The organism is Pontibacter sp. FD36, assembly GCF_015686655.1.
Lineage (GTDB): Bacteria > Bacteroidota > Bacteroidia > Cytophagales > Hymenobacteraceae > Pontibacter.
This window is the reverse complement of sequence record NZ_JADPMP010000014.1, coordinates 79087-91533: the sequence shown is the minus strand read 5'-3', so window position 1 is coordinate 91533 and position 12447 is coordinate 79087. Positions and strand designations below refer to the sequence as shown.

Annotated in this window: 13 protein-coding genes; 4 read left to right on the top strand and 9 right to left on the bottom strand. The window is 44.4% G+C overall.

What is annotated here, in order from left to right:
* The 3 genes from I0P70_RS19180 to I0P70_RS19170 are packed head-to-tail and all read left to right on the top strand — an operon-like array spanning window position 1 to window position 2417.
* Complete coding sequence (locus tag I0P70_RS19180; RefSeq protein ID WP_196120754.1) at window positions 1-663, top strand: OmpH family outer membrane protein; 663 nt, start codon at window positions 1-3, stop codon at window positions 661-663.
* A 31-nt stretch (window positions 664-694) separates the two neighbouring features.
* Window positions 695-1300: an OmpH family outer membrane protein gene (locus I0P70_RS19175; RefSeq protein WP_196120753.1), complete on the top strand. Its 606-nt coding sequence runs from the start codon at window positions 695-697 to the stop codon at window positions 1298-1300.
* Window positions 1301-1331: 31 nt separating this feature from the next.
* Window positions 1332-2417, top strand: coding sequence for an RluA family pseudouridine synthase (locus tag I0P70_RS19170; RefSeq protein ID WP_007657233.1), 1086 nt, complete (start codon window positions 1332-1334; stop codon window positions 2415-2417).
* Window positions 2418-2509: 92 nt separating this feature from the next.
* On the opposite strand, the gene I0P70_RS19165 is transcribed toward I0P70_RS19170, so the two are convergent.
* The 9 genes from I0P70_RS19165 to mazG all read right to left on the bottom strand — a co-directional run bounded on the left by I0P70_RS19165 (window position 2510) and on the right by mazG (window position 10773).
* Entirely contained in the window at window positions 2510-4114 is a 1605-nt protein-coding gene (locus tag I0P70_RS19165) for a tetratricopeptide repeat protein (RefSeq protein WP_196120752.1), read from the bottom strand.
* A gap of 41 nt (window positions 4115-4155) precedes the next feature.
* Window positions 4156-5118: a PstS family phosphate ABC transporter substrate-binding protein gene (locus tag I0P70_RS19160; RefSeq protein ID WP_196120751.1), complete on the bottom strand. Its 963-nt coding sequence runs from the start codon at window positions 5116-5118 to the stop codon at window positions 4156-4158.
* 1 nt (window position 5119) lies between these two features.
* Window positions 5120-5374 carry a hypothetical protein gene (locus tag I0P70_RS19155; protein WP_196120750.1) on the bottom strand — a complete coding sequence of 85 codons (255 nt, stop codon included), beginning with the start codon at window positions 5372-5374 and terminating at the stop codon, window positions 5120-5122.
* Between the two features lie 112 nt (window positions 5375-5486).
* Window positions 5487-6329: an energy transducer TonB gene (locus I0P70_RS19150; protein WP_196120749.1), complete on the bottom strand. Its 843-nt coding sequence runs from the start codon at window positions 6327-6329 to the stop codon at window positions 5487-5489.
* Window positions 6330-6529: 200 nt separating this feature from the next.
* Window positions 6530-7231 (bottom strand): energy transducer TonB, encoded by a 702-nt coding sequence (locus I0P70_RS19145; protein WP_007656152.1) that lies wholly within the window; start codon window positions 7229-7231, stop codon window positions 6530-6532.
* A 126-nt stretch (window positions 7232-7357) separates the two neighbouring features.
* A complete protein-coding gene (locus I0P70_RS19140; protein ID WP_196120748.1) occupies window positions 7358-7885 on the bottom strand; it encodes a biopolymer transporter ExbD in 528 nt (175 codons plus the stop codon).
* A gap of 16 nt (window positions 7886-7901) precedes the next feature.
* Window positions 7902-8507, bottom strand: coding sequence for a biopolymer transporter ExbD (locus I0P70_RS19135; RefSeq protein WP_196120747.1), 606 nt, complete (start codon window positions 8505-8507; stop codon window positions 7902-7904).
* Between the two features lie 18 nt (window positions 8508-8525).
* Window positions 8526-9401 carry a MotA/TolQ/ExbB proton channel family protein gene (locus I0P70_RS19130; RefSeq protein ID WP_076423275.1) on the bottom strand — a complete coding sequence of 292 codons (876 nt, stop codon included), beginning with the start codon at window positions 9399-9401 and terminating at the stop codon, window positions 8526-8528.
* A 562-nt stretch (window positions 9402-9963) separates the two neighbouring features.
* Window positions 9964-10773: a nucleoside triphosphate pyrophosphohydrolase gene (gene mazG, locus I0P70_RS19125; protein WP_196120746.1), complete on the bottom strand. Its 810-nt coding sequence runs from the start codon at window positions 10771-10773 to the stop codon at window positions 9964-9966.
* A gap of 204 nt (window positions 10774-10977) precedes the next feature.
* Between mazG and glmM the strand changes: the two genes are divergently transcribed.
* A complete protein-coding gene (gene glmM, locus I0P70_RS19120) occupies window positions 10978-12369 on the top strand; it encodes a phosphoglucosamine mutase (protein WP_196120745.1) in 1392 nt (463 codons plus the stop codon).
* The last annotated feature ends 78 nt before the right edge of the window (window positions 12370-12447 follow it).

Genomic DNA, 12447 nt, shown 5'->3' with positions numbered 1-12447 from the left:
ATGAAAAAGTTTTTGTTCATCTTTTTAGCCGGGTTTTTCCTATCGACTGTTTCACAGGCGCAGAAGTTTGGCTATATTGATTCTAACTTCATTCTGAGCAAGATGCCGGCATACGCCAAAGCACAGGTGGAGCTAGACAAGCAAAGTACGGCCTGGCAGAAGGAGATCGAAGGGATGTACCAGGCAGTTGAGAAGATGAAGGAAGACTTTAAAGCCGAGGAAGTGCTTCTGACAGAAGAAATGAAGAAGAAGCGCCAGGCTGAGATTTCCCGCAAAGAGAATGAAGTGCGGGAGTATCAGCGCAAGGTATTCGGTTTTGAAGGTATGATGTTTAAGCGACGTCAGGATTTGATTAGACCTATTCAGGACGAAGTTTTCACGGCAGTTGAGAAAGTCGCAAAGGCAAGAGGCCTGCAGACGGTATTTGATAAGTCGGGAGATCTGATCATGATCTATACCAATCCGGTACATGATTACACAGAGTATGTGCTGGAAGAACTGGGACTTGCTACCGACAAGCAGAATGTGCCGGGTAAGCAGCCGACAGATGCACTGGTAGATGACCCCAATAGCTTACCTGAAACAGGTATAGAAAACGAGGAGAATCAGACGCAGCAGAATAAGCAAAAGACACCTCCAACAAAAAAGAAGTCAAACAACTAAACAACAAGAATAACAAATTAACCATCCAATCATGAACAAAATCAAATTTTTAGTAGTAGCGTTTTTCTTTATCAGCTTCGCATCTTTTGCGCAGACAAACGAGCAGGCAACTAAGATAGGTTATGCTAACGTGGAAGAGATTCTGAGCAAGATGCCGGAAAGAACAGCCATGCAGAAAGAGTTGGAAACTTACGGCCAGAAACTACAGGAGCAGTTTGCAACTAAAGAGACTGAGTATAACAACAAACTGCAGGCTTATCAGAAAGGCGCCTCCACTATGGACAAAGTAGTGCGCGAAGACAAAGAGCGTGAGCTGGTGAACCTGGAGCAGTCAATCCAGAAGTTCCAGTACGATGCTCAGATGTCTATTCGTGAGAAAGAGCAGTCACTGATTCAGCCTGTACTTGTAAAGATCGAGAACGCGATCAAAGACGTAGCGAAGGAGAACGGTTACCTCTATATCCTGAGTGAGCAGGCAATTTTGGAAGGTCCTGACAGCGGCAACATCAACAACCTGGTGTTCAAGAAGCTGGGTGTGGATCCTAACAAGCAGCCAGCAGCACAGCAGGCCCAGCCACAGCAGCAGCCAGCTGCCGCTAAGCCAACTACTACAACACCAGCCAAGAAGAAAAAATAAGTAATACTCCTTTGTGAGTTCAGGAAAGCCGATGTTCTATACTTCGGCTTTCTTTTTGTTTATACCTAAAGCCAGTACCGTGATTGACTTTGAAGAAGAAGAGCAAGACAGTATAGAGGATTCGGACGAATTATATGAGCACCACCGCATTGTGGTGGATAAAGGACAGGCGCTGCTGCGCATCGATAAGTTTCTGATGGATCGGCTGCCTAATGTGACCCGTAATAAGTTGCAGGGCGCTATACGCTCCGAATCAGTACAGGTGAACCAAAAGCCTGTAAAGGTAAGCTATAAGGTGAAACCGCTGGATGTGATCACCATTACGTTGGCTACACCTCCTCGTGATACCGAGATCATTCCGGAGGATATTCCGATCAACATCATGTATGAAGATGAGGAACTGCTCATCATCAACAAGGAGCCAGGTATGGTGGTACATCCAGGCTTTAATAACTGGTCAGGGACGCTGGTGAATGCGCTTACCTATCACCTACAGCAATTGCCGACTACCCGCAACGGAGAGGGCCGCCCTGGTCTTGTGCATCGCATTGATAAAGACACATCAGGCTTGCTTGTGATAGCGAAAACAGAGTACAGCATGGCTTTTCTAGCAAAGCAGTTTTTTAAGCACACAATTGAACGCACCTACTACGCATTAGTGTGGGGTGTGCCCAAGCAGGATGAAGGCACCATAGTAGGTCATGTAGGGCGTAGTGCAAAGGATAGAAGAGTGATGACCGTATACCCTAACGGAGAGTTTGGAAAGCATGCTGTGACCCATTATAAGGTGCTGCAAAAGTATAAGTATGTGTCGCTGGTGCAGTGCAACCTGGAGACAGGTCGGACACACCAGATAAGAGCGCATATGAAGTACTTGGGCCACCCTTTGTTCTCAGATGCTACCTACGGAGGGGATAAGATATTGCAGGGCATGCCAACCGGCTCTTATAAGACATTCGTTGAGAACGCTTTTAAGTTGATGCCCCGGCAAGCGCTGCATGCCAAGTCACTAGGCTTTATTCATCCAACTACAAAGGAGTTTATACAATTCAATTCTGAGCTGCCGGATGATTTTCAGGCCGCACTCGAAAAGTGGTCACTATACGAAAATCAGTAAGGTATAAGGATCACCTTTTTCATTAGGTATAGACATACAAAAAGCCCGCTCCAACAGGAGCGGGCTTTTTGTATATTAATTAAGAGTTAAGATTAACGTCTCTTTTTTTGAGAGGGAGTCTTGTTGATCTCAGCCAAGGCTGTTTCAGCCTGTGTATTGGTTGGGTCCAGTGTTTTTACCTCTGTCCAGTGTTTGATAGCGTTTTCACGCTCACCCTTCAGGTAGAAATAATAGCCCAGGTAAGTATTAGCTTCGATTAACTCCTTCTTATACTTCTCTTTCTCACCGTTGGTAAGTTTGATGAACTCTTCGTAGTGAGGCTTCGCTAAACCTTGCTCTGTTTCAGGGTCTAGGTTAGACTGCGCACGGGCTCTCCACAGGTGTGCATAAGCATAAGTAGGGTTAGCGTCTGTGATCTTCTTATAAGTCTCGTCAGCCTTGTCATACTGCTCTGCCATCATGTAAGCATTACCCAGGTGGAAGTAGTCAGTATTAGAAGCTCCTAATTTCTCCTGCTTTCTGTTGTAAACCTCTACAGCTTTGTCAAACTGCTTCTCGCGCGCATACATATTAGCCAGGTCGTAATAAAGCTCTGGTTTAGTAGGTTCTAAAGCAATAGCTTTCTCCAGGTTCTCAACAGCTTTTGCAGGCTGGTTGTTTCTGGCTAGGATTCTGCCATAGTACTCGTAGTCGCTTGCAATCAGGCTATTCTGATCTACCGTGCTCAGGTAGTTTTCCATCGCCTTCAAAGCTTCTTCAGGCTTGCCAAGCTCAAGGTATGAGTAGGCCAACAGACGGTTCATCGTCTTGTTGTTAGGCTCTGTTTTCAGTACTTCCTGTACTTCACGCAGCGTACCTTCATAATCTTTTGTCAGAAATAGGAAAGAGGCATACTTAGCACGAGTTGCAGGCGTGTTCTCAGACATGTCTACAAACTGCTTGAAAGTAGACAGTGCTCTGTCATACTGACCGGCAAAGTAATAAAGCTCGCCCAGATCGCTGTATGCAGGTGCATAGTTTGGATCTAGTTCAATAGCCTTCTTATACGCTTCTTCCGCTTCATTGTAGTTTCGCGAGCTAGTATAAAGCTGGCCTCTTCTTAAGTGAGCTTTTGGTGACTTGTCGTTGATACGAATAGCATTGTCATAGCTAGTCATAGCCTGACCACCATTGCCCAGCTTCAGATAAGCATCACCCATCAGGAGATATGCCTCAGCATTATTCTTATCACGCTCAACTGCCTGCTTCAGGTACTCAATTGCTTTATTATAATCCTGCTCAGTTGCTTCCGGAGCCATCAGATAAGCTTCACCGATACTGGCAAGTACGTGTGAATCCTTTTTGCCACGCTTCATAGCATCAGCAAAATGCTTCTCAGCGCCAACACGATTGCCTTTGGCCATTTCTACTTTGCCAAGTCCTACCATGTTGATAGCAGACTTAGAGTTTTTAGCCAAACCTTGGTTAAAGTAGTAGGCTGCTGAGTCTACGTTCTCAGAACGAAGGTATACATCGCCCAGTCCGAAATAAGCATTGTCAGCGTTCTTATTGTTCAACTGAGATTTATAAATAGACTTAGCCTCCTGATAGCGCCCCAGGTCAACCGCTTTACGGCCCTGATCGCCAGACTGCGCAAATGCCGCTGCTGTAGGGAACATGGCAGCTACCAGCAAAGCATATTTCCAGTTATTTGTCATTGTTAGTTTAATTTAGGTTGTGTTATTATTGTTTGTAATGGTTAATCCTGTCTGAATTTACTCGCTCTATTATTAAAGCCCACTATACGTACTGGCATAGTGGCAGGCACCAGGCCTGACTTTAATATAATACGTTGTCCGCGGTCACTTGCTACATAGGATGCAAAACCTGTGCCAAGACCCGCACGGCCCTCAGTACTAATGATATACCAGAACCTTCTGAGCGGATATTCTCCCTGTGCAATGTAAGCCTGGTACGGCTGAAAATAACTATCTGTTGTTACCGGGTTATCTTCGGCACTTACTCCTACTACCTTTACCTGGCTTAGAAAATTAAGCGAAGTTGTATCATCGCGGTCGCTTATCCAGTTCACACCAATTACCCCAATTGCATTCTCGTTCTTTGCAACATAGTCTATCAGTGCAGGGTGGGAGTTACTAGCGGAGGCTGTAGTAGGCAACGGTTGGCCTGCCATCAGGGTATCACGCATGTACCTTGCTGTACTGGAATTATTGTTGTCAAACACAATGGCAATGTCTCGCAAACTGCTTTTTGGGTTTAACTGCTTCCAACTGGTAATATTTCCTGTAAAGATGTCCCGCAGTTCACTCATGGTCAGGAGGGTATCCTGATTTTTGTTGTTAACAATAAGTGCAACGGCATCAATGGCGATTCTAGTATACCTGGGGGTAATCTTTCGCTGATCAAATACTTCTTTCTCTTGATCAGTCATTTTGCGCGATACAATTGCGATTCGCGTACTGTCATTGATCAGGTCATCAAATACCTTACCCTCTGCCTTGTACTGCGCATTTATATTGGCGTATTTGTAGATACCTTCAAATGTGCTTACCTGGCTTTCTATAATAGGTTGGAAGGTCTCATCTACACTTATGCCGATGGTACCAGTCGTTGAGGTGTCGCGTTTCGTTTCAGGGTTACCGCCGCAAGCTGCAAGCGCAACTAGTCCGAGCCCCAAAACCACTTTGGCTGCTTTAATCATCTTATCTGTCTCTCCTTGATTTGGAATTAACCTGATATGCTCTCACAAGTCGTATGAGGCCATACAGTATAAGGGTGCCACCAAAGATGGTACGTGCCGTTTGTGACATGTCCAGGTTATACTGCTCCTCATCCATGAAGATGATAAATAGTCCCAGCGCTACATATACCAATGTCATGAGCATGCCAAAATAGCGTGCAAATTTGTTGAAAAATGTAACAGACGGTTTTTCGTCTTCTCGCCTTGGTCGTAGCATGTTCAGGTTTGCCTATATATGTAGGCCTAAATTTAAGGTTTATACTTTAAAAACTAAAGCAGAAGCCATGCTATGTATAGATTAGCTTCTGCTTTATACTTTATATTATCATTTATCGTTGCAAGTTGAATCGTATTGGTAAAGTATAACGTACCGCGACAGGTTTTCCATTTTGTTTGCCTGGTGTCCAATCAGGTAAGCTTTCAATAACTCGCAGTGCCTCTTCATCGGTTCCGAAACCCAATTCTTTCAATACTGTAGCGTCGGTCACTTTACCGTTTCGGTTTACTACAAAGCTTACAATAACTATGCCTTCTATTTGCTCTGTGATTGCCTGGCGAGGGTAACGTATTTTTTTGCCTATGTAGCGCATTAGGGCTGCTTCTCCTCCCTCAAATGCAGGCATCTCCTCGGCAAAGTCAAATACGTTATTTCCTTCTCCACCAGCAGTACCTGTTGTGCCAGCGTTACCGTCTGTTTCTATACCTTCCAGGTCTATGCTACTCAATAGTTCTCCATCAGTACTTTGTGTTCCGATAATGGCTCCTTCCATCTGTTGTTGTGTAGGAGGAATTTCATCCGGACCAGGGTGCGAGTCTGGTACAACAGTAGGGGTAGGGTTTCTCACGGTCTTGATTTGTTTTTCCTGTACAGGCGCTACTGCTTGCTGTACTGGTTCTGGTTTCTCTTTTGGCGGTGGAGGTAATAACGGTTGATCTATTATAATTACCCTTTTATCCTTTTCAGAATCTTGCTTCGCTGTCTGTGTTATTTCTTGTTTACCGATTATAAGTGGCCAGCCAAGTCCAGTAGTAAAGATGCTTGTTGCTAATAATGCCGCTGTTAAAATGTGCTTGCTATAATCCTTTCTGAGTACATAAGCTCCATAAGCTTTATTTCGTGCCGCAAACACTACATTATTAAAGGTCATGTCGAATAAATAGTTCTCTTTCATGGCGCATAAGTTTTAGAAGTGAAGCAGTATTACCTGCATTTTCTTATTAGATGCACCATTAGCTATTTTTCCACAAGCCGTCTTTTTATTTTTTCATAGAATACATTCTTTAAGTTACTGCCTGGTTCTTTGATTGTAAACTAGTGCACAATAAAAAAGGCCCTCCTGGGAGGGCCTTTTTTATTGTTATGGAATCAGATTTACTTGATAGCAAATCGTACTGGCAATGTGTAGCGAACAGGTACTGATCGTCCGTTCTGCTTACCTGGAGACCATTTCGGCATTGTTTTCACAACACGTACAGCTTCTTCGTCAGTACCAGAACCCAGGCTCTTCACAACCTCAATTTCTGAGATTTCGCCTGTGCGGCTTACTACGAACGAAAGTACTACCAAGCCTTCTACTCCGGCACGCTGTGCAGCAGCTGGGTAGCGGATGTTCTTGCCAAGATATCTCATCATTTCGCCTTCACCACCTGGGAATTCAGGCATCTGCTCCACGTAAGTATATGGCTTTTCTTCTACTACTTCAGCAACAACATCGCTGGTACCATCGATGTCTCCCAAATCAAGTGGAGCACCTTTAACACCTTCAACGTTTTTAGTACCGATATCGATGTCTTCCAGTTCCTTCTGATCTGGCACCTGCTCTTCTTCCACTACTTCGGCGTCACGCTTCACTACTGGAGGCGTAAACTTCACCTGAGCACGCACTGGTGGCGGCGGTGGTGGAAGATCTGGTGGCGGCGGCGGCGGCGGCGGCGTCGCTTCATCGATTGGTGGTGGTGGTGCTAACTCTACCTCTGTAACAATACGCTCTACTGGTACCACGACTTCCTCTTCTTCGAATAACTTAGCAATCAGTGGAATACTGATCAGAAGCGCAAAGATTGAGATAGCCATAATGGCTGCGGTAGTAACATGCTTATTGTACAGTCGACGTAGTAGGTAGGCGCCATACGCTCTGTTTCGTCCGGCAAAGACGATGTCATCAAGCGATGCTTTTTCTAACTTACTAGTTTCCATGTGTTACTGTCCAGTTATGTCCTGAATCAACTGCTTGTCATTGTCGTTCATTTCAACAATAGCAAAGCGGTTGGTGTCAGTGATTTTCAATTCATCTAAAATGTCTACAACGTTCTTGTAGCGTGACCCCTCCATTGGTTTAACGAGTACCGTCATTTTCTCGTTTCCGCGCACTTGAGGCGAAATCAATACTTTTCTGATACCGTTAGCAGAGTAGTCAGTTGTTTGAACTTCCGGATTTTCGGCAGGATCACCTAGACCAAAGTAGTAGTAAACTCTGTCATTTTCACCCAGAACAATCGTCATGGCATTACTTGCTTTCAGAGCAATCTGCTCGTCTTCAGTATCTGGCTTCACAGGCATGTTAATTTCCATGGTCTGTGGCTTGCTGAAGGTAGTAGTAAGCATGAAGAATGTCAACAGAAGGAATGCAAGGTCTACCATGGGTGTCATGTCCAGATGGACAGACATTTTTTTGGCCCTTTTCTTACCACCTTTACCGGAGTCGGCTTTTTCTTGTATTTCTGCCATTTTTTAGCTCCTTTTATTAGAGGTTAGTAGGTCTATTTTCCATGTCCGTGATCAGGTTGAACCTGTTGATCTTACGGTCCTGCAGTGTATCCATTACTCTTTTTACAGTAGGATAACTTACATCCACATCCCCTTTAATTGCGATAACAACTTTAGGGTTTGTCAGGCGCGTCTGGTGTACCCAGTCACCCAATTCGTTTCTGGCAGAGTCAACTGGTATACCTGGCTGATTCACATTTTTGCGATCAGCAGGCTCCATAGCCAGATACGACTTAAGTTGGTTCACCGGTACACCGAAGTTGGTCAGCAGAGAGAAGGTCTTACGCTCTTCTTCTGTAAAGCTTACGCCGTACTTGGTGCCCATCTTGTCAAGCAACGCTTCTTTAGTTCCCTGCCCATCAACACCAAAGAACACTCTGTCCTCTTTGTCTACCGTGATGGTGATGATGTTGGTGTCAGGAAGTTTAATCTCCGATACAGAGGATGGTGTATCTACAACCACTGCCTCTTCAGGAGCAAACTTTGTTGTCAACATAAAGAAAGTAACCAGCAAGAAGGCCAAGTCCACCATCGGCGTCATATCCAACGACGGTTTGGTTCTTTTTACTTTTACTTTAGGCATTTTATTGGGTTATAGCGATTAGATAGTTGAATGAGGTCTTACAGTGTTAGCTGCAGTTTCGTGCTGCGAAGCGAACGTAGAGATGATGCTGAAACCAGCTTCGTCAATGCTGTAAGTTAATTCGTCAATCTTGCTAGTAAAGAAGTTATAAGCAATGATCGCGATAGCAGATCCAGTTACACCAAGAGCCGTGTTGATAAGGGCCTCAGAGATACCGTTTGCAAGAGCTACTGCGTCTGGAGAACCTGCTGTTGCAAGAGCCGAGAACGCCTTCACCATACCTAGTACCGTACCGATCAAACCTGTAAGTGTAGAAACCGAAGCGATAGTAGAGATAATCACCAAGTTTTTCTCCAGCATTGGAAGTTCCAGTGAAGTAGACTCTTCAATTTCTTTCTGAATAGCGGCTACTTTTTCAGCTTTAAGCAGTTCTGGCTCGTTCTGCATTTCTTTGTACTTAAGCAGACCAGCTTTTACTACGTTACCAACAGAACCTTTTTGTGCGTCGCAGGCAGCGATAGCACCGTTGATGTCACGCTGGTTCAGTTTCTGAGAGATTGTACGTACGAAACCGGCAACGTTCTTAGTTCCTTTTGCTTTGCTGATTGTAAGTGAACGCTCGATAGCAAAGATGAAAACCAGTAGGTTAAGCGTCAAAAGGATAGGTACTACCCAACCACCTTTATAAACAATACCCAGGTAGTTGTCCGGAAGTGGATGGTTCGCATTGTCACCGCCTTCAAAGTTGGCAGGATTACCGAATACGAACATATAGATAAGTACACATGCAATAAATGCAACCGGAATTACGATAGTGGCAAATAGAGAGGAAGTTGTACCGCTCTTTTGTTCTACATTAGCATCTTTGCTCACTACTGCAGTCTTTTTTTCCATTTTGTTTAAAAGTTTAAAGTTTAGCTGTTTGTGTTGTAATTAAATCGATTGTGTAATATAAGAATGTAATTGTTTTGGATTTAGTTCTTTATTGGTTTTGCAATTTCTGCTTTTTCCGCAATTTTCAAACGATTTCAAGCTTTAAATTTTGAAAAATCCCGACTTAATACTGTAAAGTCTGTCTAAAATAAATTTTTCACTGCTTTAGCTTAAGGCGAATATTGCGGCTTTACAAATATATTTTATTTTAAATTCTTATCCAAAGTTTAAACTTCATACAGCCTGTCCCTTTCACCCTGCTGTATCCCTTATTGGCTGTTAAACAGAGGTTTATTCGCCATAATGTGTGGTGATAAACCTGAATTGTAACGTGACTTTAGTGCAAGCAATAAGTGAGATTACTGTAATAGTAATAAAACAGGTGTGCGTTATTCAGAGAAGAGCAAAGCGTTTAAACTATTTGGTTGTAATAAAATTAAGTAAAACTAAGTTTGCTTGGGTTGTGCCTGAGAACAAATAGAAGCATAAATATAATGCATGTTTGACTAAACTGTATGCATGCCTATCTTTTTTTTGCCTGATTCCAGTAAATGTCCATTTCATTTAAGGACAAATCCTGTAGTCGTTTGCCATCTTTAGAGGCTTCCTCTTCCATATACTGAAACCGATCTATGAATTTCAGATTGGTTTTTTCCAGTGCTTCTTCTGGGTTAATGTCAATAAAACGGGCAAAGTTAATGAGTGAAAAAAGCAGATCTCCAAATTCACTGGTTGCTTTTAGGTGGTCAATGGACTGAAGGTCTGCTGTATTAAATTCAGATTCAAATTCATTCAATTCCTCCTGTACCTTTTTCCATACCTCTGACTTGTCATCCCAATCGAAACCTGCTCCACGGGCCTTCTCCTGTATGCGCATAGCTTTTACAAGCGCTGGTAATGAGGCTGGTACGCCACCCAATACCGATTTGTTGCCTTCTTTCAGTTTCAGGCGCTCCCAGTTCTGCTTTACTTCTTCTTCCGTACTGGCTGTCGCATCCCCGTAGATGTGTGGATGTCTGAAGATAAGCTTCTCACAGAGTGAGTTCAGCACATCCGCTATGTCGAAGGCTTTTTGTTCAGAGGCTATTTTGGCATAAAACACCATATGGAGCATGATGTCCCCAATCTCTTTTTTTATTTCCTGCATATCCTGCCGGATAATGGCGTCGGATAGTTCATAGGTTTCCTCAATAGTCAGGTGGCGCAGGCTTTCTATGGTCTGCTTCCTGTCCCAGGGGCATTTTTCACGCAGATCATCCATCACATCCAGCAGCCGGTCAAAAGCCTGAAGCTGTCGACCACGTGGAGTATCTTCAAAACGTTGATTATTCATAAAGGCAAATATAATAAATAACTGCCAGAGGTAGTTATATAGGCGTTCTGCTATGTAGTAAATAGGACGATGATGACTATTTGCCGGTAAGCATTCTGCCTGAGTTACAGTTCTGTGATGTTCGGGCTAACGGATACCGCAGCAGATAATGTTCAAACCTAAAACTAAATTATTACTTTTGCAGCTGAAAAAAATATTCTCGTAGTGGCTTTAATAAAATCAATTTCAGGAATCAGAGGTACGATTGGAGGGCAGGCCGGTGAAGCGCTAACCCCAGTGGATGTGGTGAAGTTTGCCGCCGCTTTCGGTACCTGGGTGTTGCAGACTACTGGCAACAATACCATCATTGTAGGACGCGATGCGCGCCTTTCAGGTGACATGGTGAACAAACTGGTTTGCGCGACCCTGCAGGGCTTAGGTATAAATGTGGTCGATCTGGGGCTGTCAACGACGCCTACTGTGGAGATGGCCGTGCCTGAATATAAAGCTGGTGGTGGCATCATTCTGACTGCGAGCCACAACCCAAAACAGTGGAATGCGCTCAAGCTTCTTAACCAGAAGGGTGAGTTCATCTCTGATGCAGAAGGTAAGTTGGTGCTGGAACTGGCAGACAAGGAGGCCTTTGAATTTGCGCAGGTAAACGACTTGGGTAAATACCAGCGTGATGACGAAGCCTTGCAAAAGCACATCGACTCCATTCTGGCACTGCCGCTTGTAGATGTAAATGCTATCAAAGAAAAAGACTTCAGCGTTGCTATCGACTGTGTGAACTCTTCCGGAGGTATAGCGATACCGATGCTGCTGGAAGCTTTGGGAGTAAATAAGGTGGAGAAGCTGTTTTGCGAGCCGGACGGCAATTTCCCGCACAACCCGGAGCCGTTGCCAGAGAACCTGCGCGAGATTTCCCGCGTGATCGAAAAAGGCAAGTTTGACTTAGGTATAGTAGTGGACCCGGATGTGGATCGCCTGGCCCTGATCAATGAAGATGGCAGTATGTTCGGTGAAGAGTATACATTAGTAGCCGTAGCTGATTATGTGCTGAAGAATCAGGTGGGCAACACGGTTTCTAACCTCTCCTCAACAAGAGCATTGCGTGACGTGACGGAGAAGGCTGGCGGCAATTACTTTGCCGCTGCTGTGGGTGAGGTAAATGTGGTGAACATGATGAAAGCCGAAAATGCGATCATCGGAGGTGAGGGCAATGGTGGCATTATCTATCCTGAACTGCACTATGGTCGTGATGCCTTGGTAGGTATAGCTTTGTTCCTGACGCACCTGGCTAAATCAGGTATGAGCATGACTCGCCTGCGTGCCAGCTACCCGAACTACTACATTTCTAAAAATAAAATAGAGTTGACTCCTGAAGTGGATGTAGACCAAGTGCTAATCCAAATGCAGGAGCGCTATGCCAAGCAGCCGATTAACACCATCGACGGTGTGAAGATTGAGTTTGATAAGGAGTGGGTGCACCTGCGCAAGTCTAATACAGAGCCTATCATACGCATCTATGCTGAATCGGAGAGCAACGCCACAGCCGAGCACCTGGCCAACAAGATCATTGCTGACATCAAAGAAATCATTTCGACAAAAGCGTAATGTGTTGTTGCTGTAGCATATTAATTAACTAGCAATCAGAGGTTGCGCCAAAGGAGAAATCAAGCTTTTTCTCCATTG